Raw genomic sequence first — 25,036 nt, 5'->3', positions numbered from 1 at the left:
GGGGGGCGGGGTGCGGCCCCGGGGGGGGGGGGGGGGGGGCGCCGCCCCCCGGGGGGGGGGCGGGGGGGGGGGGCGGGGGGGGGGGGGGGGCCGGGGGGGCGGGGGGCCGCCCCCCGCGCCGGTCAGATGTAGCCGAGGGCTCCCAGGGCGCCGACGCCGCCCAGCACCATGAAGACCGGCATCAGCACCTTGAGCTCCACCCAGCTGCCCGCCTTGAAGCGCATGCCCTTGGGCGGACCGATCGGATACCAGCGCTTGCGGCCTATCGGGATGGGCCACAGCACGGGGCAGCCGGACACGGTCAGCGCGTCGCCGATGTCATGGACCAGCGCACCGAGCACGACGGGCAGGCCCAGCCACAGGTACTCCTGGCCGGCCCCCGTGAACAGCCAGTTCGCGCCGTTGCCCGGCTGGTCGAGAATGCCGCCCAGGATCCAGGCCGAGGCCGCGCCCAGCAGCCACACCAGCACATCGCTGGAGACCCGCGCCGCCCGCCACAGCAGGCCCTCGATGGCGAGGACCATATGGACGAAGAGGATGCCGAGGACCGCCCACCGGCCGCCCTGCATCGCCAGCAGCGACATGCCGCCGCCGACCAGCACGGCCCACAGCCAGGTGTGGGTGAGGGTGCGGTGCCCGCCGTTGCGGTTGGAGTCACCGCGCATCTTGGTGGCCTTGTAGACCGCGTGCGAAATGCTGTCGACCACCTCGCAGACCATCCGTGAGAGGGGGCCGAAGGCGCGGGAGATGGTCGCGGACTTGTGGTCGAGGTCGGGGGCGAGCGCCGCGCCCGCACAGATCAGCGCTCCGCACAACAGCACCGGCCAGGGCATCGGATGCCCGGCCGCATCGGCCGCCGCGCCCACCCCCAGCCAGGCCGCGGCCCCGGACAGCGAATGCGCCGGTCCCATCATGGTCGTTCCCCCACCTTTGTCGTGTCGGCTGTTGTGTCGGCTCGCGCGCCGCGAAGGCGCTCCCGGCCCCGCTCCGCCACCACGCTTGTGACGCCTGGTCGGCTCGGCGACTCAGCGTAGCGTCAGATGATCTCCGCAGGTCGCGCGGGTGCGGCCTCAGACACCCAGCACATCGTCGAGCCAGTCGAAGACCCGCTGGTCGAACCGGGAGCGGTTCCGGCTCTCGCAGTGCCCGGCCGATCCCTCGTCAGCCGTGAAGCGGACCAGGGTCTTGGGGCATTCCAGCGCGTCGTACAGCTGCTCCGCCTGCGCCGACGTCGGGTCGTTCTCGGCGGCCGCGACGAGGGTGGGGCAGGCGATGGCGGCCACCACCTCCGCGAGCCGGTAGCGCCTCATCTCCACGACGTACTCGCCGAGCGAACGCAGACCGTGCACCCACAGCCCGCGCTGGACGAACTTCCAGTTCAGGGTCGGGTCGTCCGCGATCCCGGCGAGGTACGGATCCAGTTCCGCCGGGTCCACCTCGAACAGCCGCTCCTTGAGGTCCTGCGGCAGCGGCAGCTGCCTGGCGAAGGCCGAGGGGTCCCAGTGCCCGGGGTCGGCGATCAGCGCCGCGATCCGCGGCTCGCCGCTGACCGCGCGCGGAGCCAGAGCGCCGCCGAAGCTCCAGCCCATGACGGCGATCCGTTCGGCGTCGATCTCCGGCAGCGTCAGGGCATGATCGACGACGGGACGCAGCACGGTCTCCCAGTCCGGGCGGAGCGTCAGGCCGTCCTTGACGAGGGACCGTCCCTGGCCCGGTCCGTCGACGAGCAGGCAGGCGTAGCCGCGGCGCAGCGCGGGAACGGCGTGCGACCAGTACATCTCGTGGATGTTGGAGTCATAGCCGTTGACGCCGATGAGCGTCGGCCGGCGCTTGCCCCCGTCCCGGGGCGCGCACAGGTAACCGGGCAAGGTGGTGCGCTCGAAGGGGATCTCCACCGGCCGCATGGGGTGCTCCGCGAGCTCCGCGAAGCGGGCGAAGCAGCGGCTCTCGTGGTCGAACGCTTCGACCAGCCGAGGGGAGACCGGGGCGCCGAAGAGCGGGAAGTAGGAGGCGCGGTAATAGGTGCTCGCCCGCTGGTACGCCTCGCGGGCGCTCACCCGGCGGCCCCGCTCGTCGCTCTCGCGCGCCCAGGACTCCACCGTCGCGGCGGTCGCCGACCATTCCCGGTGCCATCCGGCGGCGTCCCCCGGGACGATCCGCCCCACGGTCTTCTCGCACTCGCCGTACTCCGCGCCCCCGCGGGTGCTCAGCGCAAGCGCCCGCTCGGTGAACGACTGGAACAGCGGATCGCTGCAGAGAGGAGGCACGGGCGCGGCTCCTTGGCGAGGGCGGCAGGGGTCGCCTCACCCTTACCCTCGGCGGGTACCCCGGGCCGCAGCCGTTTCCGTATCCCCTCCGAACGGTCCATCACCGCCGCCCGTTACGCCCCGGCGCCCGCCGCTTCCGGCGTCCGGGCCGCACGTGTGCCGGCTATGAGCCGCAGGGGCGCATAGACGGCGACGGCGACCACGAAGGCGACGTAGTACGCAAGATCGGCGCCATGCAGCGCGGCCGCTACCGGGCCGACGAAGAGGGCGGTGTCCATGAACGGCACGGCGGCGGCGAACGCGGCCACGAAGGCGACGGCCGCGGGCCACCAGGGCTGGGGACGCGCGAACTCGGCCGCGACGTCGATCGGTGCGCCCTTTCGGGCCTTGGCCCGCTGCCGGGCATCGACGATCACCACGCCGATGAAGCCCGGTATCCAGTAGCCCACGAACAGCAGGACGTTTTGAAAGCGGGCCGTGGTGTCGGCCGAGTGCATCCACAGGACCAGCAGAAAGCCGAGCACGGCGGCGGCGCCGGCGGCGAGGGGCCGGGGGATCCGTACGCCGGCCGCCTGGAGGGCCAGGGAGCCGCTGTAGTCGTTCATGGCGTTGCTGCATACGGCCGCGGCCGCGATGGCCAGCAGTCCGAAGGCGGCGAGGGCGCCGCCGCCCAGGAGGCCGTGGACGCCGGCGGCGGTCTGGTCGGTGAACAGTTTGGCGCCCCACAGCCCCAGCGTCTGGACCCAGACGTAGGAGAGCACCATGCCGAGCACGGAGTACCAGAACATCCGGGGCCGCGAGGTGGTACGGGGCAGATAGCGGCTGAAGTCGGAGGCGTAGGGCGCCCACGAGATCGCCAGGCTCAGCGCGATGGTGCTGGTCAGGACGAAGGCACCGACACGGTCGGCGCCGTGCACGGAGCCCGATACGGGGAGCGGCACGCCGGAGAGCAGCTTGATGCTGAGCACCAGGAAGGCGGCACCCAGCACAAAGGTCATCCAGGACTGGAGCTGATGCAGGGCCTCGTAGCCGAAGACGCCGACGGCGCCTTGCAGCAGCAGGACCACCAGCGCACCCAGCCAGAACGGCCACCCGAGCAGCTGGGCCAGCGCCTCGCCGCCGAACAGACCGATGAGCGCGTCCCAGGCGATGGAGGAGAGCCACTGCATGACCCCGGGCAGCGCCACACCGCCGCCGAAGGCCAGTCGCGACAGCGGCAGCTGGCCGGTGCCGGTCTGGCTGCCCCAGGTGCACAGATAGGCGGCCGGCAGCGCGCCGACGACCGTGCCGAGCACCATCGCGATGAGCGCGGTCCAGAAGTCCAGCCCCAGCGAAATACCCACAGTGCCGGTGAAAACGCCGCTCATGGTGAGATTGGGCGCAAACCACACGGTGAAGAGCCGTCCGGGCTTTCCGTAGCGGTTACTTTCCGGCACCGGCTCGATACCGTGACCTTCGACCGCGAGGTCGCCGGCTCTCGCGGGCATTCGCCCGCCGAAGGTGGACTGCTCGATGGTCATGACTCTCCTGGGCTTCGCTTGCGGCGCCTTACGGTAAGCCGAGCGGCCGGAGGACCGGGCAAGGGGGCCCTGGGCCGGCCGGCCGATACGGCCGCCGCCTTCCCGACCAGCGGTTTTCTGGCAGTGGTGGCGAGGGATCGCGGGGGAAGGGAACGTCTCGCCGGCGCAATCCATCGTAGAAGCCATGGGGCCGGCCGCCGGCCGCGTCTCCTCCGCAGCGGGGACGGCCTCGGTGGCGACGCCTCGGTATACCGGAGCGGGTCGACGGCGTACACACCCTTCCCGCGGTTCGCCGGCCTCGTCTGGATCATGGACGTCCCCGGGAGGGAGGGGACGTCCCTGCGGTGGGCTCGTCCCCGGCTGCCGCGGGCCGTATCGTCGCAGCTCAGATGCCGCGGGCCGGTCGCCGGCACCGCTCGGGAGGCCGGCGCGGGGGCCACCCGATCTTCATATGTGCGGCCGGTTCCCTGATCCGGGCTTCGGGCAGGCAGTATGGGGGCGTGACCCTCATCGATCATTTGCCGAACGACGCCGACCCCGATGCCCTCTTCGAAGCCTTTTCGGGCTGGGCCGAGCAGCAGGGCATCGCGCTCTACCCTGCCCAGGAGGAGGCGCTGATCGAGGTGGTCTCGGGTGCGAACGTCATCCTGTCCACCCCCACCGGCTCCGGAAAGAGCCTGGTGGCGGCCGGCGCGCACTTCACCGCCCTCGCCAACGACCAGGTCACCTTCTACACCGCGCCCATCAAGGCGCTGGTGTCGGAGAAGTTCTTCGATCTGTGCAAGCTGTTCGGCACCGAGAACGTCGGGATGCTGACCGGCGACGCCTCGGTCAACTCCGATGCGCCGGTCATCTGCTGCACCGCCGAGGTGCTCGCCTCCATCGCCTTGCGCGACGGCAAGCACGCCGACATCGGCCAGGTCGTCATGGACGAGTTCCACTTCTATGCGGAGGCGGACCGCGGCTGGGCCTGGCAGATCCCGCTGCTGGAACTGCCGCAGGCGCAGTTCATCCTGATGTCGGCGACGCTCGGCGACATGTCGCGGTTCGAGGAGGACCTGACCCGGCGCACCGGCAAACCGACGTCGGTGGTGCGCTCCGCGACCCGGCCCGTGCCGCTGTCGTACGAGTACCGCAGCACCCCGATGACGGAGACGCTCACCGAGCTGCTGGAGACCCGGCAGTCGCCCGTCTACATCGTGCACTTCACGCAGGCCGCCGCCGTGGAACGGGCGCAGGCGCTGATGAGCATCAATATGTGTACGCGCGCCGAGAAGGACGAGATCGCGCAGCTCATCGGGAACTTCCGGTTCACCACCAAGTTCGGTCAGAACCTGTCGCGTTATGTGCGGCACGGCATCGGGGTGCACCACGCCGGCATGCTGCCGAAGTACCGCCGGCTCGTGGAGAAGCTGGCCCAGGCGGGCCTGCTGAAGGTGATCTGCGGTACGGACACGCTGGGCGTCGGGGTCAACGTGCCCATCCGTACGGTGCTGTTCACCGCGCTGACGAAGTACGACGGGACCCGGGTGCGGACGCTGCGGGCACGGGAGTTCCACCAGATCGCCGGCCGGGCGGGCCGGGCCGGGTTCGATACGGCGGGGTTCGTGGTCGCGCAGGCGCCGGAGCATGTCGTGGAGAACGAGAAGGCGCTGGCGAAGGCGGGCGACGACCCGAAGAAGCGCCGCAAGGTCGTACGCAAGAAGGCGCCGGAGGGCTTCGTCAACTGGGGCGAGAACACCTTCGAGAAGCTCATCGCCTCCGACCCCGAGCCGCTGACCAGCCGTTTCCGGGTCACTCACGCGATGCTGCTGTCGGTGATCGCGCGGCCGGGCAATGCCTTCGAGGCGATGCGTCAGCTGCTGGAGGACAACCACGAGCCGCGCCGCAACCAGCTGCGGCACATCCGCCGGGCCATCGCGATCTACCGGTCGCTGGTGGACGGCGGGATCGTGGAGCGGCTCGAGACGCCGGACGCGGAGGGCCGGATCGTCCGGCTGACCGTCGACCTTCAGCAGGACTTCGCGCTCAACCAGCCGCTGTCCACCTTCGCGCTGGCCGCGTTCGATCTCCTCGACCCCGAGTCGCCGTCCTACGCGCTGGACATGGTCTCGGTCGTGGAGTCCACGCTCGACGATCCCCGGCAGATCCTGGCCGCGCAGCAGAACAAGGCCCGGGGCGAGGCGGTCGCCCAGATGAAGGCCGACGGCGTCGAGTACGAGGACCGCATGGAGCGGCTCATGGACGTCGAGTACCCCAAGCCGCTGGACGAGCTGCTCTCCCACGCCTACGGCCTCTACCGCCGGAGCCATCCGTGGGTGGGCGACCATCCGCTGTCGCCGAAGTCCGTCATCCGGGACATGTACGAACGCGCCATGACCTTCACGGAGTTCACGTCGTTCTACGAGCTGGCGCGCACCGAGGGGATCGTGCTGCGCTACTTGGCGAGTGCGTTCAAGGCGCTGGATCACACCGTGCCGGACGACCTGAAGTCCGAGGACTTCCAGGACATCATCGCCTGGCTGGGCGAAATGGTGCGGCAGGTGGACTCCAGCCTGCTGGATGAATGGGAGCAGCTCGCCAATCCCGAGGAGGAGACGGCGGATCAGGCGCAGGAGAGGGCGGATCAGGTCCGGCCCATCACGGCCAATGCCCGTGCGTTCCGGGTGCTGGTGCGCAATGCGATGTTCCGCCGGGTGGAGCTGGCGGCGCTGGACAAGGTCGAGGAGCTCGGCGAGATGGATGCCGACTCCGGCTGGGACGCGGACGCCTGGGGCGACGCGATGGACGCCTACTGGGACGAATACGACGACCTGGGCACCGGCCCGGACGCGCGCGGTCCGAAGCTGCTGGCAATTGAGGAGGATGCCGCGCACGGGCTGTGGAAGGTACGGCAGACTTTCGCCGACCCGAACGGTGATCACGACTGGGGCATCTCCGCGGAGGTGGATCTGGCCGCCTCCGACGAGGAGGGGCGTGCGGTGGTGCGCGTCACCGATGTGGGGCAGCTGTGAGGAGACGGCTTCGACCGAGGCCGTCGAGGGATGCGACGGAGGGCCACCGGTCATGACCAATCCCGCCGAGAGGCTGGTGGATCTGCTGGATCTCGAGCAGATCGAGGTGAACATCTTCCGGGGCCGAAGTCCGCAGGAAAGCCTCCAGCGAGTCTTCGGCGGGCAGGTCGCGGGCCAGGCGCTGGTGGCGGCCGGGCGGACGACGGAAGGTGACCGCCCGGTCCACTCGCTGCACGCGTACTTCCTCCGGCCGGGCCGGCCCGGAGTGCCGATCGTGTACCAGGTCGAGCGGGTCCGTGACGGGCGGTCCTTCACCACCCGCCGGGTCGTCGCCGTCCAGCAGGGACGCACGATCTTCAATCTGACCGCCTCCTTCCATCAGCCGGAAGCCGGCTTCGATCATCAGTTGCCGATGCGCCGGGAGGTGCCCGCCCCGGAGGACCTGCCCACGGTCGCGGACGAGGTCCGCGAGCACCTGGGCGATCTGCCCGAGGCCCTGGAGCGGTTCGCCCGGCGGCAGCCGTTCGACATCCGGTATGTCGACCGGCTGCGCTGGACGCCGGACGAGATCGACGGTGCGGAGCCGCGCAGTGCCGTATGGATGCGCGCGGTGGGGCCGTTGGGTGACGATCCGCTGGTGCACACCTGCGCGCTGACCTACGCCAGCGATATGACGCTGCTGGACGCCGTCCGCATCCCGATCGAGCCGCTGTGGGGGCCTCGGGGCTTCGACATGGCCTCGCTCGACCATGCGATGTGGTTCCACCGTCCGTTCCGCGCGGACGAGTGGTTCCTCTATGACCAGGAGTCCCCGATCGCCACCGGCGGCCGGGGCCTGGCCCGCGGACGGATCTACGACCGCGAGGGCAGGATGCTGGTCTCGGTCGTCCAGGAGGGACTGTTCCGAAAGCTCGGCGGCTGATTCCGCTCCCTCGCGGGCTGCCGTACCACCGGGCTCCGATGCCGCCCCGGGTCTTCCTTGCGGGCGGCTTCGAGGGCCCTGGTGAGATTGACGCGGTACCACATCACCTCGTCGAACTCCTCCGCCGCCAGGACCCGTTCGAAGGATTCCCGGGCGGCGACGGTCGCCGTCATCACGGACGCGAAGACGGGCCTGAGCCGGCGGAGCAGTAAGCGCTCCCTGGGGTCTTCGACGACGGAGGCCAGTTCCTCCGGCGGCAGCACGGCAGCGATCACCGCCGCCGATTCCCAGGGGTCGTCCGTCTGCCCCATGAGCTGCGCCACCCGCCGGGCGCGCCACTGCCGCGGCCGCCAGTCCTGTCCGCCGTCGAGGACCACCCGCATCGCCGCCGGGGTGTTGCCCCGCAGCAATTCCGGCTCCCGGTCGGCGAATTCGGCGATCTCGGCGGCGAGATAGAGCCAGACCACCGCACCGAAGCGGTTCACATAGAACCTGACCGGGCCGAAGCAGCCGGCTCGGGTCAGGCGCTGGAAGCGTCCGGGTCCGATCCGCATCAGCTCGGCCGCCTCGTTCGTGCCGACCGTGCGGATGCGCTCGCGGAGCACGTCCGGGAAGCCCGGCTCGGCCTGGAGCCGGGCGATCTCCTGCGCCGGTACCCGGCGCCGTCCGAGCGGTCCGGCGGCGCCCGGCCGGTCCTCCGCCCCGGCCGGGACCGTCCGTACCTCACCGAGCTGGGTGGCCAGCTCGAACTCGCCGCTCCTCAGCTCCAGTTCCTGGGCGGCTCGCCCCACGGCGAACGCCTGCTGCCCTTCGCACATCACTGTCATGTCACTTCCCCCGCACCACAGTCGATTACTGACAGTCACGACTGTAGCGGCGGGGTGTGACGGCCGGTCAACCCCCGCCTCAGGCCTGTGGATAACTTTCCGGCTGGCGGGCCGCGACTGCCAGATGCTCGCCCACGCGATTGACCAACAGCGTCATTTCGTAGGCGATCTGACCCATGTCGGCGTCGGCTCCGGCCAGCACGCACAGGCAGCTGCCGTCGCCCGCCGCCGTCACGAACAGCATCCCCTCGTCGAACTCGACCATGGTCTGGCGTACCCGCCCGGCCCGGAAGTGCAGCCCGGAGCCTTTCGCGAGGCTGTGCAGTCCCGAGGCGACCGCCGCCAGATGTTCGGCGTCCGCCTTTTCCAGCGCCTGGCTCGCTCCGGTCACCAGCCCGTCGTTGGAGAGCACCATTGCGTGCCGTACTTTCTCCACCCGCTTGGTCAGGTCGTCCAGCAGCCAGTCGAGTCCGCTGCTCAGTGCCATGCCGCTTCCTCCCCGTATCCCCGTCCGCTTCCTTGACCGGACGGCAGTGCGCAGTCAGTGGGCGACTGCCGTGCCAGCCTGTCCCACCTCCGGCGTCTGGGCAAGCGGGTCCCGGCCCGGCGTGCCACTTCGTGCCGGACCGCGGCGGGCGGGAGGATGTCGGCATGGCACACAAGATGACCAAGGACGAGTGGCGGAAGTTCCTTTCCGAGGGCACCCGCACCGGCAAGATGTCGACCGTACGGGCCGACGGCAGCCCGCACATCGCCCCGGTGTGGTTCCTCATGGACGGCGATGAGCTGGTGTTCAACACGGGGAAGGAGACGGTCAAGGGCCGCAATCTCGCCCGCGACGGCAGAGTTGCGCTGTGCGTGGACGACGAGCGGCCGCCGTTCTCCTTCGTGGTCGTCCAGGGGACGGCGGAGATCAGCGAGGAGCTCACCGAGGTGCGGCACTGGGCGACCCGGATCGCGGCCCGTTACATGGGCGAGGACCGGGCGGAGGAGTACGGCGCCCGTAACGGCGTACCGGGCGAACTCGTCGTGCGCGTGCGGATCGACAAGGCCGTCGCCATCGCTGACCTCGCCGGCTGACCGGCCGTCCGGCGACCGGGCGGCCGGCCCGCTACCCCACCGAATGCAGCTGCCGGGCGGTGTGCCGCCGACCGGCGTGTTCGACCAGCCGTATCAGCACTTCCTTGCCGGAGTCGCGGTCCCGCGCGTCGCAGAGCACCACCGGTGTCCCACGGTCCAGGTCGAGGGCGCGGGCCACCTCATCGGCGCCATAGGACCGCGACTGCGCAAAGCAGTTGACGGCTACCAGGAACGGTATGGCGCGGCGCTCGAAGTAGTCCACCGCCGGGAAGCAGTCCGCCAGGCGCCGGGTGTCGGCCAGCACCACGGCGCCCAGCGCACCGTCCGACAGGTCGTCCCACAGGAACCAGAAGCGGCCCTGGCCCGGGGTGCCGAAGAGGTAGAGGGACAGGCCCTGCCGGATGGTGATGCGGCCGAAGTCCATGGCCACCGTGGTGGTGCTCTTGCCCTCCACGCCCCCGGTGTCGTCCACCGACTCCCCCGCCTCGGTGAGCCGCTCCTCGGTGCGCAGCGGACGGATCTCGCTGACCGATCCCACCAGGGTTGTCTTGCCCACTCCGAAGCCGCCCGCGACTAAGATCTTCAGGCCCAGCTCGGAGTCGGGGCCCGGGGTCGCGCCCTCCTGGGCCCCTCGTGCAGCGTTCATCAGACGTCTCCTCCTGAATGCGGGTCACGCACGTCACGGGGGTGTTCGGATGCAGGGCTCGACGAGGGGAGCCCCCGGCGGCAGAGTGCCGTCCGGAAATCCATGGCGAGGACCGTACCGCCGACTGATCGCGATTACCTTCGATTTCAACAAAACCGTCAGGAGTTCGGGTTGTTGCGTTCGGAGCGGTGCGTTCCGTCGTATCGTCCGGCCCGCCGGGGACCGGTCGTTGTGCTCTCCCGGACGGTTCTGGTCGCGGAACGTCCGGCGCCCGCTGCCGGTTCCCCGCCGTGCGGGATCATGAGCTCATGACGCAGCAGCAGACGCGGGAGCCGGCGGGTGGCGGCGGCGATACGCACCTCTCGGCCGGTTCCGTCGAACGCAACGGGATCAATCCGGTTCCGGAGTCGGAGCGGCACGGCACGCCCCGCTCCCTGTTCTGGCCCTGGGCCGCGTCCGGGCTGTCCCTGCTGTCCATCGCGTACGGCAGCTACCTCATGGGCCTCGGGCTCAACCCGTGGCAGGCGATCGTCACCGGGGCCATCGGCTATGTGCTGTCGTTCGTCCTGGTCGGCCTGATCTCCATAGCCGGGGCGCGCACGGGCGCGCCCACCATGGCCATCGGCCGGCTCTCCTTCGGGCGGCAGGGCAACAAGCTGCCCACGCTGTTCAGTTACGTCTCCAACGTCGGCTGGGAGACCGTGCTGGTCGCGCTCTCCTCGCTGGGCGGAGCCGTCATCCTGGCGCGTATCTCACCCGGCACCTTCGCGCGGGCCGACGGGACGACGCCGACCACGGCGGGACAGGCGCTGTGCTTCGGGGTGACGGCGGTGTCGGTGGTGGTCGTCGGGATCTTCGGGCACGCGCTGATCATGCGGGTGCAGAAGTATCTGACCGCGGCGATCACCCTGATGACCGTGGTGTACATGGTGCTGATGGCCGACCGCATCGATCCCTCCACGCTGGTCGGCGGCGCACCGGGCGATCTCGGTACGTTCATCGGCGGCATCATCTTCGCGATGACGCTGCTGGGGCTGGGCTGGGTCAACTGCGGCGCCGATTACAGTCGTTACCTGCCGCGGACCAGCAGCGGGCGGGGCATCGCCGCATGGACGACCCTCGGCGGGGTGCTGGCCCCCGTGGTGCTGCTGGTCTTCGGGGTGTTGCTGAACTCCGGTGACCCCGAACTCGCGGAGGCCGCGGCCGCCGACCCGGTGGGCGCGCTCGCGGCCGAGCTGCCGACCTGGTTCCTCGTGCCGTATCTGCTCACCGCCATCGGGGGCTTCGCCTCCGGGGCGATCATGGACATCTACAGCTCCGGCATGTCGATGCTGGCCCTGGGCGTCCCGATCCGACGCCATCTCGCCGTCCTGGTGGACGGTGTACTGATGGCCGGCGGCGGGTGGTACGTCCTGTTCGTCTCGCCCAGCTTCTTCGCCACGTTCCAGGCCTTCCTGTCGATCATCGGGGTGGCAATGGCCGCCTGGACGGCGGTGTTCCTGGTGGAGCAGTGGCGCCGCCGCCGGTCGGGTTTCGATCCCGCGTCCGTACGGGCCCTGGGATGGCCCGCGGTGCTCTCGCTCGTCCTGGCCACCGCCGTCGGCCTCGGTCTGATCACTTCCGCCGACCCGCACCTCGCCAAGGCCGTGGGCTTCCTGCTCAGCGACGGCGCCGCGCATGGCACGCTGGGCGCCATGAACCTCGGCGTCGTGGTGGCGTTGATCGTCGCGGGCGTCCTGTACGCCGTCACCGCGCCGCTCGCCGACCGTTCCGCCCCCCGAGGAGACCGATGACCGACCACCACGCCGACCGGCCGGACGACGTCCGTGCCTTCTTCGGGCCGCGCGCCGCGGGCTGGGACACCAAGTTCCCCGACGACGGCCCCGCCTATGCCGCGGGCGTCGCCGAACTGGGCCTCCAGGAGGGCGACCAGGTCCTGGACGCCGGCTGCGGTACGGGGCGCGCCCTGCCCGCGCTACGGACGGCCGTGGGGCCGCGTGGGACGGTGCTGGGCGTGGATCTCACCCCGGAGATGCTGCACCAGGCCGTACGGGCCGGTCGGGACCGCTCCGCGGGTCTGCTGCTCGCCGACGTCACCCGGCTTCCGCTGCCCGACGGGGCGCTGGACGGCGTCTTCGCCGCCGGTCTCGTCTCGCATCTGCCGGACTCGGCGGGCGGCCTCGCCGAACTCGCCAGGACCGTGCGTCCCGGTGGCCGGCTGGCCCTCTTCCATCCCATCGGCCGGGCGGCGCTCGCCGCGCGCAAGGGCCGCCCGATCACCCCCGGCGACCTCAGGGCGGAGCCGAATCTGCGGCCCCTCCTGGCGGGCAGCGGCTGGGACCTCGTCCGGTACGTGGATGAGGACGCCCGCTATCTGGCGCTGGCGGTCCGCCAGGGGTGACGCGCCCCGCCGCTCACCGGGGAGCCGGGTCCTCGGTGTGCGGGACCGGGCAGCCGCCGGTCCCTCGCGCGGCGGGAAAGGTGCCGAGTTCGGCGACCCGGAACCCGTTGGGGTATCCCTTGATCTCGGGGTTCTGGCGGGCGTAGTGCGGCTTCCGGCGGGGCGGGAGCAGCCGCACGGCCCGGGCGCGCAGCTTGAGGGCACCGTGCACCGCCTTCCGGACGGCGGGTTTGGGCTGCGGGTAGCGGAAGGCGGCCAGCAGGGAGTCGTCCAGGAGGGCCATACTCGCGCCGCGCACCACCGGGGCGAGCGGGCCGTACCAGCCCGCCATCAGGCCCAGCGTGGCGTCCGATACCCGCCGGGCCCCCTCGTCCCAGCCGAAGTGCGCGTCCTCGTAGGCATTCAGACAGCGCTCGAAATCCTCGAAGGTCTCCGGGATTTCGGTGATCCCCATATGGCGCCCGAGGGTGCGGTAATAGGCCGCTATGGCGCGCTTCTCGTGCTCGCTCAGCCGGCGCCAGCCGTACTGGTCGATCCAGCGTTTGGGCACCACCACGAAGGTGCACAGGACATAGCGCATATCGTCGTTGCTGATGTCGTAGCTGCGGTGCATCTGGTTCATCCGGCGGATCGCCGTCCGGCCGTCCGTCCCGTCGAAGCCGTGCTCCAGGACGGCGTCCAGAAGGAGAGCGGTGTCGTCGTAGCGCTTTTGCGTACGGTCCGTCAGTTCCGCGGTTTCGGCCAGCAGTCGGCCGATGCCGGGCACGGCATAGGTGCGGTAGAGCGCCAATTCCAGGGCCCTGGTGATGTCCCAGGGGAATTCATGGGTCGCGGTGATGCGGTAGATCCGCAGGAAATCTTGTTCCGGATCGAGCCGCCGGATCTCCTTCAGCCAGTCATAGCGCCGCACCTGGTGTCCGTCCCTTCGCCCGCCGAAGTTCCAACTTTATGCGCTTTGGGCACACTTCAACGAGTGCAGGGCGGCGGATCAGGAGTGGAAATGGCCGGATTCATACGCGACATTCCCCGGAGATTTCGCGGGGTCAGACCCGCGCACACGGGGCGGGCGCACAATCTGTTCGAGGCGGCGGCGGTGCACGTGGCGGCGGGCGCGGAGAACGACGAGGAACGCGGCGCGGAAGCCGCGGCCTGGGTGTCGCCGGAGGCGCTCGCCTTTGGGGTCAACGAGCTGGCCTGCCGGGCGGTGATCGCGCTGGCGCGGGAGCGTCAGCAGCCGCCGCTGAGGGTCGCCCGCGAGCTGCTCGGACTGCCGGTGGCGCCGTAACGGTCCGTCAGCGTGGGGTCCGGCACGGACAGCGCCTGCTTGACCGGCATGCCGGTGCGCTCGGCGAGGGCCAGCCGCTCCCGGATCTCGCGCGGGGTGCGCGGGCGGTAGCCGGGTCCCGTACCGCAGCAGCCGCCGTGGAAGGTCAGCCCGGAGCGCAGTACGGCCGTCAGCGCGCGCCAGCCGGCGCTGTCGCGCTTCTTGGGGACCTCCAGGTCGGCACCCGCATTGATCAGCTCGGCACGGCACTGCGGGCAGGAACCCGGCTCCTGCGAGGTCGCCGGCCTTTTGTAGGCGAGGCGGCAGTCCAGGCACACTGCGTGCGTCGTGCTGCTGTAGATACACATGCGTGCAGCGTACGGCGGGTGACAAGGCGCTACCCAGCCAATTAAGGTGCGCCGATGGATTCCGGATCGATCGGATAGGGAGGCCCCGAGTGCCCACGACCGAGAGCACAGACAGCGCCGGCGACCAGCTGTTCGTGCTGACGGCGGTGCTGTTGACTCCTGCGCAGTTCCCGAGCGTGCTGGGCGACGACTACCCCGAGGTGTGCGCCGGCCTCGGGCTCGAGCCCTATGCCGAGGGCTACGGGCTGGTCCTCGGGCAGGACGGCAACGGCGCGCGCTGGACCGTGGCGACGGAGGACGTGTCGCTGGTGGCCTGCGCGATCGCGGCCTGGGACTGCGGCATGGAGTACGACCTCTCGCCCAGCGAGAGCACCATCGTCGGGGCGCTGCCCGGCTGGCCCCTCGCCCTTGCCGTGTCGGCGCCCGAGGTGTCCGCGCCGCACGACCCGGCGCCGCAGGAGGGGGACCCGGCGCCGCTCTCCCCGCCGGACGCCGAGGGCTGGGGCCCCGCCCAGCGCCGGCTGGGCGCGGACGAGATCGCGCTGCAGTGGGCGTCGTGGCGCGAGCAGGTGGACGACGAGGAGGCCTTCGCCGAGCCGGGCGAGGGCAAGCACAAGGGCGTACAGCGGGTGCTGGAGGAGGCGCGCGGGTATCTGACGCAGCCACCGCCACCCGGCCGGGTGCGGTCGTCGTTCGCGGCGGGCGAGGCGCGCACGCTGCGGGTGGACGGGCCGGGCTGGAGCATGGTGGCCCGCACCGACGACATCGCGTTCGTGCTGCTGGACGAGGAGCCCGGCGAGGTGCATCCGGTGGGCCGGGGGCCCGAACTTCCGGGGCTGCTGTCGTCCTTGGACGAGCTGGCGGTACGGCCTTCCTGAGGCCCGGCGGCCGAGGGGCCCGGGGCGGTGGCCGGCACCGGCGCGAGGCCTCGCCGGCCTCGTCCGGGCCGCCGCGCCCCGGCCCCGTCCCTCAGCGCCCTATTTCCTTGCGGGTGACCCGGCGCAGCCGGCGCCGCTGCGAGGAATCGAGCGTCAGATAGGCGACGGCCGGCACCCCGATCATGACCAAGAGGGCCGCCCAGAAGGGCAGCAGCCACAGCAGAATCACTCCCACCGCGATGCCGCCGACCGCGACCTTCGCCTGTGTGGACATCCTTCACGCCCCTTCCGCGGCCCGCGCCGCGCTCTGTGTATTCCATTGAACGCCGGATCCGCTTCGCAGGTTCCATCGAATGCCATTCGGTCCTGTACTCTCGGGCGCTCCAGGCGCCAGTAGTCAAACTTGAGGAGTTCTCGGGCCAGTGGCATTCCTCCCCGCGGTCCCGGCCGCGCATCTCACCGAGCTCGCCCGCTGCGCGGCGGTCTTCCTGCCCGGCGACCCGCCCCGCGCCGGACGGGTCGCGTTCTGGCGGCCCGACGGCGAGCCCATCGCGGCCGCCGACAGCGACAGCTACGGCGACAGCAACGGAGCGACGCTGGAAGAGCTCTCCCTCGCCCTCCCGGACGCCGATGGCGAGGTGTACGTGGCCGCCGTCCCCGCCGTGATCCTGCCCGTGGCCGCGGCGATGCCCGTTCTGACCCGTGCCCGTGCCACCCGCGGCGCCGACCCGGCCGCCGCCTTCTGGGGTGCCGCCTGTGTGCTGGCGCTGCAGCTCGCCGCCCGCGGCCGGCTGCTGCCCGGACTGAGCGCCGCCGACTACGACGCCTGGCGGCTGGGCCCGCTGGACCCGGCCGACATCGAGCGGCTGCGCGACCTCGCCGCCGCCATGCCGCCGTACGCGCACGCCTCGCCCCTCCCGGACACCGACCCGCTCGAACTGCCCGAGCCGGAGCGTCACCTGCGGGCTTTCCTGGACGCGGTCGCCGACGGCCTGCCGCGCGCCCCCGCAGCGGTGTCGGCCGCCGCCGGGCCGGCCTTCGCGGCCCCCGCACCGCAGCACATCCCCGAGCAGCGCGCCTGGGCCGCGGACGTCGCGGCGGGCCATGACGCGGGCGTGCGGCTCTCGCTCCGGGTGGAGGTGCACGGGATGGACACGGCGGACCGGCCGGCCTTCACCGGCGTTCTCCAGCTGCACAGCCTGACCGATCCGACGCTGGTGGCGGACGCCGCCGAGGTCTGGGCCGGTGCGTCCTCGGCGGGGCAGGCGTTCGGGCCGCGGGCCCGGATGGACACCCTGCTCACGCTCCGGCGGGCGGCCGGCACCTGGTCGCCGCTCACCCCGCTGCTGTCCGCTGCGGTCCCGGACGCGCTGCCGCTGGCCGACGACGAGGTCGCCGAGCTGCTCGGCCCGGCCGGACGCGCGCTGGCCGCAGCCGGTGTACGGGTCCACTGGCCCAAGGATCTGGCGCGGGAGCTGACCGGCCGGGCGGTGGTGGGACCGCCCGACTCCGTGGACGGGGCCCCATCAGGCATGGACGGGACCGCGTCCGGGCTGCCCTCGTTGCTGTCCGCCGACGCGCTGCTCTCGTTCAGCTGGCGTTTCGCGGTGGGCGGCCAGGAGATCGACAAGGCGGAGCTGGAGCGGCTCGCGGAGGCCGGCCGGCCGCTGGTACGGCTGCGCGACCAGTGGGTGCTGATCGACCCGGAGGCGGTGCGCGCCGCCCGCGACCACCAGGACCGCAAGGTCACGCCGCTGGACGCGCTCGGCGCCGCGCTCACCGGGACCACGGAGGACGACCACGGCCGGCGGGTGAGCGTCGCGGCGTCCGGCTGGTTGGCCGAGCTGCGCGACCGGATCGCCGATCCGGAGCGCGCGGAGGCCACGCCGCTCGAGCAGCCCGCCGCGCTCGCCGCGACGCTGCGCGACTACCAGCTGCGCGGGCTCGGCTGGCTGCACCGGATGACCTCGCTGGGGCTGGGCTGCACCCTCGCCGACGACATGGGGCTGGGCAAGACCATCACCCTCATCTCGCTCCATCTGCAACGGCAGACCCATCCCGCCTCGGCGGGCCCCACGCTCGTGGTGTGCCCCACCTCCCTCATGGGCAACTGGCAACGGGAGATCGAGAGGTTCGCGCCGGGCACGCCCGTGCGCCGCTTCCATGCCGCGCGGCGCAGCCTGTCGGACCTGGCCGACGGCGAGTTCGTGCTCACCACCTACGGCACGATGCGGCTCGATGCCGGGAGGCTGGCGGAGGCGGGCTGGGGTCTGGTCGTGGCCGACGAGGCGCAGCACATCAAGAATCCGTTCTCCGCGACCGCCAAGGCGCTGCGCACCCTCCCCGCCAAGGCCCGGGTCGCGCTGACCGGCACCCCGGTGGAGAACAACCTGTCGGAGCTGTGGGCGATCCTGGACTGGACGACCCCCGGGCTGCTGGGGCCCCTGGGCCGGTTCCGTACGCGCTATGCGCAGGTCATCGAGGGCGGGCCCGCGGCGTCCGCCGAGGCGGGACCGGCGGCCGAGCGGCTGGCCCGCCTGGTGCGGCCGTTCCTGCTGCGCCGCCGCAAGTCCGATCCGGGGATCGCCCCCGAGCTGCCGCCCAAGACGGAGACGGACCGGGCGGTGGCGCTGACCAAGGAGCAGGCCGGGCTGTACGAGGCCGTGGTGCGCGAGGGGCTCAGCGATATCGCCGGGACGGACGGGTTCGCGCGGCGGGGGCTGGTGGTCAAGCTGCTCACCTCGCTCAAGCAGATCTGCAACCACCCCGCGCAGTATCTGAAGGAAGCGCAGGAAGACGGCGGGCCGGCCGGGAACTCGCCACGGATCGCCGGACGTTCAGGGAAGGTGGAGCTGCTGGACGAGCTGCTGGACACCCTCCTCGCGGAGGGTGCGAGCGTGCTGGTGTTCACGCAGTATGTGCAGATGGCCCGGCTGCTGGAGCGGCATCTGGCGGCCCGTGGGGTGCCCACCCAGTTCCTGCACGGCGGGACGCCGGTCGCGCGGCGCGAGGAGATGGTGCGGCGGTTCCAGGAAGGTGCAGCGCCGGTATTCCTGCTGTCGCTGAAGGCGGCCGGTACGGGCCTGAATCTCACCCGGGCCTCGCATGTGGTGCACTTCGACCGGTGGTGGAATCCGGCCGTCGAAGCGCAGGCCACCGACCGCGCCTACCGCATCGGGCAGACCCAGCCGGTGCAGGTCCACCGGATGATCACGGAGGGCACGATCGAGGACCGGATCGCCGAGATGCTCTCCCGTAAGCAGCAGTTGGCGGATGCGGTGCTGGGGTCGGGCGAGGCGGCGCTGACCGAGCTCACCGACGCCGAGCTGGCGGACCTGGTCACCTTGCGGGGGAGCGAGCGATGAGCACACCGGGAGAGAGGGAGAGGCGGGGCGGGATGAACACTCCCGGAGAGACGTACGGGCCCGAGCGGACCTTCGCGGCGCTCCCGGCGGCGCGCAGCGAGGCCTTCGCGCGGAGTTGGTGGGGGCAGGCGTGGCTCAAGGCGCTGGAGGACACCGCGCTGGACGGCGCGCAGCTGAAGCTGGGCAGGCAGCATGCGCGCGCCGGTGCGGTCGGTGCGGTCTCGGTGCGGCCCGGCCGGATCACGGCCGTCGTTCAGGACCGCGACCACACCCGGCATCGTTCCGATGTGCTGCTGGAGCGGTTGAGCCCGGCGGACTGGGACCGCTTCCTGGACATGGTCGCCGACCGGGCCGGACACATCGCGGCGCTGCTGGACCGAGACATGCCCCCGGTCCTGGTCGAGGACGCGTCCGCCGCGGGCATCGAACTCCTGCCGGGCATAGGCGACTTGGAGTCGGAGTGCAGCTGCGGGGCGTGGGATCACTGCGCTCATTCGGCCGCGCTGTGCTATCAGGTGGCGCGGTTGCTGGACCAGGACCCTTTCGTACTGCTGCTGTTGCGTGGCCGGGGAGAGCGGGAGCTGTTGGAGGAGCTGCAGGCGCGCAGCGCGTCGCGGGCCGAGACGCCGGCGGCCGGGGAGGCCCGGCCCGTCATGGGGGTGTCGGCCGCCGAGGCGTATGCGGCGCGCGACATTCTGCCGCCGCTGCCCGCGCCGCCACCGGCCGTCGAGACGCCGGGCCGCGCGCCGGTCCTCGGCGGCGGCACCCCGCCCGCGCCCGGAGTGGACGTGGCCGCCCTGGAGTTCCTGATAGCTGACGCGGCGGCGCGCGCCCAGCGGCTGCTGGCGGAGGCGCTCGCCACCTGGCACCCGGACAGCCCGCCGGCGCCCGCGCTGTCGCCCGCCCAGGATGCGGTGCGACTGGCTGCGGCCGCTCCCGGGGAGCAGATATCCGCGCGCCTGGCCGCCGGTTCGGGGCGCGGCGCGCGGGGTCTGGCGCTCGCCGTACGGGCCTGGCGGCTGGGTGGTACGGCCGGGCTCGCGGTCCTGGAGGAGGAGTGGTCGCCGGAGCCGGAGGCACTGGCACGGGCGACCGACCGGCTCGCGGCCGCCTGGGAGGACGGCGAGGCCCGGCCTCGGCTGCGGGCCACCCGCAACCGCTGGACGGTGGTCGGCGGCGGCGCCCAGCTGCGCTACGGGCGGGACGGCCGCTGGTGGCCGTATCGCAAGGAAGACGGGCAGTGGGTGCCCGCGGGTCCGGCCACGGACGATCCGGCGGGCGCGCTGGCGGGGTTGCCGACGGAGCGTTGAGGGCGGGCCGGGGCGGGCCGCCGGGCGGCCCGTCGCCGGACCCGCCTGGCCCAATCCGCCCCATCCGGCTGCGCCGTGCTGCCGGTCGTGATTCGCTGAACCGATCCCCCACCGCCAGGCAAGTCGCCCGCAGCAGGAGGACCAGTGACCGGTACTTCGCAGCACGCGCCGCAGCAGACGCCGCACGGACAGCCGCCAGGGACCGCCGACACGACGGACCGCGCACCGCACCGCCCCGGACGCGAGGACCACCTCCCCCCGTACTACGAAGACCGCTCACCCGGTAGCGGGGCGCTGCCGCCGCGCGCCTGGTACGCGCAGTCGGATGCCGCCCGGATCTCGTTGCACGGCACCTGGCGGTTCCGGCTGTCGGCGACCGCCGGCGCCGAGGACGACTCGTTCGCCCGGCCGGACTTCGACGATGCCCAGTGGCAGGATCTGCGGGTGCCCGGCACCTGGGCGCTCAAGGGCTTCGGCGCGCCCGCGTACACCAACACCGCCTACCCCTTTCCGGTCGATCCCCCGCGGGTACCGGACGAGAATCCGACCGGCGACCACCGCCATGTCTTCGATCTGCCCGAGGGGTGGGGCGAGGGTCCGGCGGTGCTGCACTTCGGCGGGGTGGAGTCCTGCGCCCGGGTGTGGCTCAACGGGCAGGAGCTGGGGCATTTCAAGGGCAGCCGGCTGCCGCACGAGTTCGAGGTCGGGCCTCTGCTGCGGCCGCGCCGCAACGTCCTGGCGGTGCGGGTCCATCAGTGGTCATCGGGCAGCTATCTGGAGGACCAGGACCAGTGGTGGCTGCCCGGCATCTTCCGGAACGTTTCGGTGCACCGCCGCCCTCAGGGCTCGGTCACCGACCACTTCGTGCACGCCGATTTCGATCATGAAACGGGCGAGGGCACGCTCCGCGTGGAGTGCGCGCCCGCCGGCCGGGTGATCGTCCCGCAGCTCGGGCTCGACCTGGCGACCGGGGAGAGCGCGACGGTGCCGGTGCACCCCTGGACCGCCGAGCGGCCGCATCTCTACGACGGCGAGCTGGTCACCCCGGGCGAGCGGATCCCGCTGCGGATCGGCTTCCGTACCGTCCGTGTCGAGGACGGCCTGCTGAAGGTCAACGGCCGCCGCATCCTGCTGCGGGGCGTCAACCGCCATGAGTTCCATCCACGCTACGGGCGGACCATGGGCCCGGAGGCGATGCGCCGCGATCTGGTGCTGATGAAGCGGCACAACATCAACGCGGTCCGCACCAGCCACTACCCCCCGCACCCCGCCTTCCTCGACCTCTGCGACGAACTGGGCCTGTGGGTCATCGACGAATGCGATCTGGAGACCCACGGTTTCGCCCAGCAGGGCTGGCGGGACAATCCGGTCGACGACGAGCGCTGGCGGCCGGCGCTGCTGGACCGCGCCCGTCGGATGGTCGAGCGGGACAAGAACCACCCCGCCATCGTCCTGTGGTCGCTGGGCAATGAGTGCGGCACGGGCCGCGGGCTGTCCGCGATGGCCGACTGGATGCGGGAGCGCGACCCGTCCCGGCCGCTGCACTACGAGGGCGACCGCAGCTGCGCCGATACCGATGTCTACTCCCGGATGTACGCCGATCATGCCGAGGTGGAACGCATCGGACGGCGTGCCGAGGAGCCGCTGCCCGACCCCGCGCTGGACGCGCGCCGCCGCCAACTCCCCTTCATCCTCTGCGAGTACGCGCATGCGATGGGCAATGGTCCGGGCGGGCTGAGCGAGTATCAGCGGCTGTTCGAGAGGTATGAGCGCTGTCAGGGCGGGTTCGTCTGGGAGTGGATCGACCACGGGCTGCGGCAGCTGACGCCCGACGGCGAGGTATTCCACGCCTACGGCGGCGACTTCGGCGAGGAGCTGCACGACGGCAACTTCGTCTGCGACGGGCTGGTCTTTCCCGACCGGATTCCCTCCCCCGGCCTGGTGGAGTTCAAGAAGGTCATCGAGCCGGTACGGATCGAGGGGGTGCCGGGCGGCCGCGGCGGGGCGGGCCGGGTCCGGATCACCAATCTCCACGACTTCGCCGGGCTCGGACATCTCGCGTTCCGCTGGCGGTACGAGGTGGCGGGCGAAGGGCGCGGCCACGGCCGGCTCGAGGTGCCGCCGCTGGCGCCCGGCGAGTCGGCCGAGGTCGAGCTGTCGGCGCCGCCGGTGGCGGACGACGACACCGGGGAGGCCTGGTGGACGGTCCAGGCGGTCCTCGCCGAGGACACCCCCTGGGCGGACACCGGCCACGAGGTCGCCTGGGGCCAGCTGCCCGCCCCCGTACTCCCGCGGGCCGCCCTCCCGCCGGCCGACCGGGTACGCGCGGCCCCCCGCCGCGGCGAGGGCAATCTGATCGTCTTCGGCCCGGGGACCTTCGACGCCACCACCGGCACGCTCCGCTATCTGGACGGCGTGCAGCTCAGCGGCCCGCGCCTGGAAGTGTGGCGAGCGCCGACCGACAACGACGAGGGCGCGGCCTGGCATCCGGGGCCGCACCCGGCCGCCGAGTGGCGGCGGATCGGGCTGCACCGGATGCGGCATCGCACCGACGCCGTCGAGGCCGGGCCCGACGCCCTGGTGGTGCGCAGCCGGGTGGCCCCGGCCGCCACGGAACTGGCGCTGCGCACCGTCTACCGCTGGACGGCCACACAGGATCTGCTGCGCCTGGAGGTGGCCGTCGACCCGGAGGGCGACTGGCCCTGCCCGCTGCCGCGGCTCGGGGTGGGGATGGCGGTGTGCGGGATCCTGCGGCAGGCGGAGTGGTTCGGCGGCGGGCCCGGCGAGGGCTATCCCGACACCCTGGCCGCGGCGCGGGTGGGCCGCTGGTCGATGCCGGTGGACGCGCTGCAGACGCCGTACGTCCGGCCACAGGAGAACGGCGCGCGGCCCGATGTGCGCTGGGCCCAACTGACCGGCAGCAACGGCGCGGGCCTGCGGATCGAGGGCGACCCGCATTTCTCCTTCACCGCCCGCCCCTGGCCGGTGGAGGAGCTGACCGCGGCCCGGCACACCACCGATCTCACGCCGGGCGACCGGCTGTGGCTGCATCTCGACCATGCGCACCACGGCATCGGCAGCAAGTCGTGCGGGCCGGGCGTGCTGCCGCAGCACGGGCTGGAGGTGGCGCCGGCGCGGTTCTCCTTCGTGTTCTCGTCGCTGGGCTGAGGCCGCGCGAGCGGCGTTACGATCCCAGGAGAGGCCGGGCAACGGCCAGGAGAAGCGGCCGAAGTGGCCGCAACGGGCGCCGCCAGGACAGCGGCACATCAGGCAGCACCGAAAGGCACCGCACCATGGTCAGCACGTCCCCGTCGTTCACCGACGCCCTCGCCGCGGGGCCGCTCGTACTGGACGGCGGGCTGTCCAATCAGCTGGAGTCCGCCGGACACGACCTCAGCGATGCGCTGTGGTCGGCCCGGCTGCTCGCCGAGGACCCGGAGGCGCTCGTACGGGCGCATCTGGCGTACTACGAGGCGGGGGCGCGGGTCGCGATCACCGCCAGCTATCAGGCGACGTTCGAGGGCTTCGCGCGGCGCGGCACCGGGGCCGCGCGGGCCGCCGAGCTGATCGGGCGGAGCGTGGAGCTGGCCCGCGAGGCGGCGGGGCATGCGGAGGCGGGCGGGATCGCCGGGCCGCTGTATGTCGCGGCGTCGGCGGGTCCCTACGGGGCGATGCTGGCGGACGGGTCCGAATACCGCGGCCGCTACGGCCTGTCGGTGGACGCGCTGGAGCGTTTCCACCGGCCGCGGCTGGAGGTGCTGGCCGCGGCGCGGCCGGATGTGCTGGCGCTGGAGACGGTGCCGGACGCCGAAGAGGCCCGTGCGCTGCTCCGGGCCGTGCGCGGGCTGGGCGTTCCGGCGTATCTGTCGTACAGCGTGGCGGGCGACCGTACGCGGGCCGGACAGCCGCTGGCGGAGGCCTTCGCGGCGGCCGCGGAGGCGGACGAGGTGATCGCGGTGGGGGTGAACTGCTGCGCGCCGGAGGATGCGGACCGTGCGGTGGAGCTCGCGGCACGCGTCACCGGCAAGCCGGTGGTGGTCTACCCCAACAGCGGGGAGAGTTGGGACGCCGGGGCGCGGGCGTGGTACGGCAGCCCGGCCTTCCATGCCGACCGGGTCGCCGGGTGGGCCGCGGCGGGCGCCCGGCTCATCGGCGGCTGCTGCCGGGTCGGTCCGGAGGTCATCACCGAGGTGGCGGCCTGCCTCGGCCGCTGAGCGGACGGAGGGAAAAGGGACCGCCGGCGGGTACGCGGGTTGAAGGCGTTACACAGACGCAACCGAAAGCGGCGGTGTCAGCGCCCCTGACCGGTGGCAGGATGCGGGCCAACTCGCAGCACGTCCGGCTTGGTTGATCTTCATCCCGCCCTGGAGGACCGGTGTCCGCTCGCTCCGCGTTGCCTGTCATAGCCGCCACCGCGGCCATCGTCGTCCTGGCGGGGTGCACCAGCACCAAATCCGACGGGAAGAAGGGGTCCGGCGGCCTGGAGCTGGTCTCCTCCGGGACGCTCAAGACCTGCACCCACCTTCCCTACGCGCCGTTCCAGGTGAAGAAGGACGGCAAGGTCGTCGGGTTCGATGTGGATCTGGTGGACCTGGTCGCCAAGGACCTGGGCATCAAGCAGGAGATCGTCAATACGCCGTTCGAAGGCATCGAGACCGGCCAGGACTTCACCGTCCGCAAATGCGACCTGGCCGCGGCCGGCATGACGATCACGCCCGCGCGCGACAAGGTGATGGATTTCTCCGACCCCTATTTCAATGCCACACAGGCGCTTTTGACGAAGCAGGGCAAGCCCTACAAGAAGGTCGAGGACCTGAAGGGCAAGAAGCTCGGATATCAGAAGGCCACCACCGGCGGGCTCTACGCCAAGAAGCACGGCAAGGGCGTGGAGCTGGTGGAGTTCGAGGACCTGGGACTGCTGTTGACCGCCGTGAAGTCCGGCCAGGTCGACGCCGGCATCAATGACAACGGCGTGCTCTTCGACTATGTGAAGCAGAACGCGGACACCGAGGTCACCGCGGAGTTCAACACCGGTGAGCACTATGGCATCGGCGTGCGCACCGGAAACGACGCACTGCGCAAGAAGATCAACGCCGTTCTCAAGAAGGCGAAATCCGACGGGAGTTACGACCGGATCTACAAGAAGTGGTTCGGCACCACTCCGCAGAGCTGAG

General features: G+C 71.8%; 21 protein-coding genes. 12 read left to right on the top strand and 9 right to left on the bottom strand.

Features of this window, described 5'->3' with window-relative positions; genetic code table 11:
* Positions 1-122: 122 nt before the first annotated feature.
* The 3 genes from ACIRPT_RS02005 to ACIRPT_RS01995 form a co-directional block, all read right to left on the bottom strand.
* The gene (locus ACIRPT_RS02005) at positions 123-914 is read right to left on the bottom strand and encodes a metal-dependent hydrolase (RefSeq protein WP_403498193.1); all 792 of its coding nucleotides are present in this window, start codon (positions 912-914) and stop codon (positions 123-125) included.
* Positions 915-1,070: 156 nt separating this feature from the next.
* Positions 1,071-2,267 carry an alpha/beta hydrolase family protein gene (locus tag ACIRPT_RS02000; protein WP_403820761.1) on the bottom strand — a complete coding sequence of 399 codons (1,197 nt, stop codon included), beginning with the start codon at positions 2,265-2,267 and terminating at the stop codon, positions 1,071-1,073.
* A gap of 113 nt (positions 2,268-2,380) precedes the next feature.
* Positions 2,381-3,787 (bottom strand): purine-cytosine permease family protein, encoded by a 1,407-nt coding sequence (locus ACIRPT_RS01995; RefSeq protein ID WP_403820758.1) that lies wholly within the window; start codon positions 3,785-3,787, stop codon positions 2,381-2,383.
* Between the two features lie 500 nt (positions 3,788-4,287).
* On the opposite strand from ACIRPT_RS01995, the gene ACIRPT_RS01990 reads away from it, so the two are divergent.
* Together ACIRPT_RS01990 and ACIRPT_RS01985 are read left to right on the top strand one after the other, a co-directional pair.
* Entirely contained in the window at positions 4,288-6,801 is a 2,514-nt protein-coding gene (locus ACIRPT_RS01990) for a DEAD/DEAH box helicase (protein ID WP_403820756.1), read from the top strand.
* Between the two features lie 52 nt (positions 6,802-6,853).
* On the top strand, positions 6,854-7,723 hold the full coding sequence (locus ACIRPT_RS01985; RefSeq protein ID WP_403820753.1) for an acyl-CoA thioesterase: 870 nt from the start codon (positions 6,854-6,856) through the stop codon (positions 7,721-7,723).
* Here ACIRPT_RS01985 and ACIRPT_RS01980 read toward each other — a convergent pair.
* On the bottom strand, positions 7,654-8,550 hold the full coding sequence (locus ACIRPT_RS01980) for a DUF6397 family protein (RefSeq protein ID WP_403820750.1): 897 nt from the start codon (positions 8,548-8,550) through the stop codon (positions 7,654-7,656). The two genes, ACIRPT_RS01985 and ACIRPT_RS01980, sit on opposite strands and share 70 nt — an antisense overlap.
* 79 nt (positions 8,551-8,629) lie before the next feature.
* On the bottom strand, positions 8,630-9,037 hold the full coding sequence (locus ACIRPT_RS01975; protein ID WP_403498182.1) for a roadblock/LC7 domain-containing protein: 408 nt from the start codon (positions 9,035-9,037) through the stop codon (positions 8,630-8,632).
* A gap of 164 nt (positions 9,038-9,201) precedes the next feature.
* Between ACIRPT_RS01975 and ACIRPT_RS01970 the strand changes: the two genes are divergently transcribed.
* Positions 9,202-9,630, top strand: coding sequence for a PPOX class F420-dependent oxidoreductase (locus tag ACIRPT_RS01970; RefSeq protein ID WP_403820747.1), 429 nt, complete (start codon positions 9,202-9,204; stop codon positions 9,628-9,630).
* Between the two features lie 31 nt (positions 9,631-9,661).
* On the opposite strand, the gene ACIRPT_RS01965 is transcribed toward ACIRPT_RS01970, so the two are convergent.
* Complete coding sequence (locus ACIRPT_RS01965) at positions 9,662-10,276, bottom strand: GTP-binding protein (protein ID WP_403820745.1); 615 nt, start codon at positions 10,274-10,276, stop codon at positions 9,662-9,664.
* A gap of 308 nt (positions 10,277-10,584) precedes the next feature.
* Between ACIRPT_RS01965 and ACIRPT_RS01960 the strand changes: the two genes are divergently transcribed.
* Entirely contained in the window at positions 10,585-12,069 is a 1,485-nt protein-coding gene (locus ACIRPT_RS01960; protein WP_403820742.1) for a purine-cytosine permease family protein, read from the top strand.
* A complete protein-coding gene (locus tag ACIRPT_RS01955) occupies positions 12,066-12,677 on the top strand; it encodes a class I SAM-dependent methyltransferase (RefSeq protein WP_403820739.1) in 612 nt (203 codons plus the stop codon). Before ACIRPT_RS01960 ends, ACIRPT_RS01955 begins: the two co-directional genes overlap by 4 nt.
* A gap of 13 nt (positions 12,678-12,690) precedes the next feature.
* On the opposite strand, the gene ACIRPT_RS01950 is transcribed toward ACIRPT_RS01955, so the two are convergent.
* Positions 12,691-13,587: an oxygenase MpaB family protein gene (locus ACIRPT_RS01950; protein ID WP_403820736.1), complete on the bottom strand. Its 897-nt coding sequence runs from the start codon at positions 13,585-13,587 to the stop codon at positions 12,691-12,693.
* A 90-nt stretch (positions 13,588-13,677) separates the two neighbouring features.
* On the opposite strand from ACIRPT_RS01950, the gene ACIRPT_RS01945 reads away from it, so the two are divergent.
* Positions 13,678-13,962, top strand: a complete 285-nt coding sequence (locus ACIRPT_RS01945; protein ID WP_403820733.1) for a hypothetical protein — start codon at positions 13,678-13,680, stop codon at positions 13,960-13,962.
* On the opposite strand, the gene ACIRPT_RS01940 is transcribed toward ACIRPT_RS01945, so the two are convergent.
* Positions 13,905-14,309 carry a hypothetical protein gene (locus tag ACIRPT_RS01940; RefSeq protein WP_403820729.1) on the bottom strand — a complete coding sequence of 135 codons (405 nt, stop codon included), beginning with the start codon at positions 14,307-14,309 and terminating at the stop codon, positions 13,905-13,907. The genes ACIRPT_RS01945 and ACIRPT_RS01940 overlap by 58 nt on opposite strands.
* Before the next feature lie 89 nt (positions 14,310-14,398).
* On the opposite strand from ACIRPT_RS01940, the gene ACIRPT_RS01935 reads away from it, so the two are divergent.
* Complete coding sequence (locus tag ACIRPT_RS01935) at positions 14,399-15,187, top strand: hypothetical protein (RefSeq protein WP_403820726.1); 789 nt, start codon at positions 14,399-14,401, stop codon at positions 15,185-15,187.
* Positions 15,188-15,278: 91 nt separating this feature from the next.
* On the opposite strand, the gene ACIRPT_RS01930 is transcribed toward ACIRPT_RS01935, so the two are convergent.
* The gene (locus ACIRPT_RS01930; protein ID WP_403498165.1) at positions 15,279-15,461 is read right to left on the bottom strand and encodes a hypothetical protein; all 183 of its coding nucleotides are present in this window, start codon (positions 15,459-15,461) and stop codon (positions 15,279-15,281) included.
* 148 nt (positions 15,462-15,609) lie between these two features.
* Here ACIRPT_RS01930 and ACIRPT_RS01925 point away from each other — a divergent pair, with 148 nt between their 5' ends.
* The 5 genes from ACIRPT_RS01925 (at position 15,610) to ACIRPT_RS01905 (ending at position 25,035) form a co-directional block, all read left to right on the top strand.
* Positions 15,610-18,552: a DEAD/DEAH box helicase gene (locus ACIRPT_RS01925; RefSeq protein WP_403820723.1), complete on the top strand. Its 2,943-nt coding sequence runs from the start codon at positions 15,610-15,612 to the stop codon at positions 18,550-18,552.
* Positions 18,553-18,584: 32 nt separating this feature from the next.
* A complete protein-coding gene (locus tag ACIRPT_RS01920) occupies positions 18,585-19,862 on the top strand; it encodes an SWF or SNF family helicase (protein ID WP_403820720.1) in 1,278 nt (425 codons plus the stop codon).
* A 144-nt stretch (positions 19,863-20,006) separates the two neighbouring features.
* On the top strand, positions 20,007-23,030 hold the full coding sequence (locus tag ACIRPT_RS01915) for a glycoside hydrolase family 2 TIM barrel-domain containing protein (protein WP_403820717.1): 3,024 nt from the start codon (positions 20,007-20,009) through the stop codon (positions 23,028-23,030).
* 125 nt (positions 23,031-23,155) lie between these two features.
* Complete coding sequence (mmuM, locus tag ACIRPT_RS01910) at positions 23,156-24,076, top strand: homocysteine S-methyltransferase (RefSeq protein ID WP_403820714.1); 921 nt, start codon at positions 23,156-23,158, stop codon at positions 24,074-24,076.
* A 161-nt stretch (positions 24,077-24,237) separates the two neighbouring features.
* Positions 24,238-25,035 (top strand): basic amino acid ABC transporter substrate-binding protein, encoded by a 798-nt coding sequence (locus ACIRPT_RS01905; RefSeq protein ID WP_403820711.1) that lies wholly within the window; start codon positions 24,238-24,240, stop codon positions 25,033-25,035.
* Position 25,036 lies beyond the last annotated feature (1 nt).

Source organism: Streptomyces sp. NPDC101227, assembly GCF_044767545.1.
In the GTDB taxonomy this organism is placed as follows: domain Bacteria; phylum Actinomycetota; class Actinomycetes; order Streptomycetales; family Streptomycetaceae; genus Streptomyces.
Note: the sequence above shows the minus strand (reverse complement) of the source record. Positions and strands in the feature narration are given on the sequence as shown.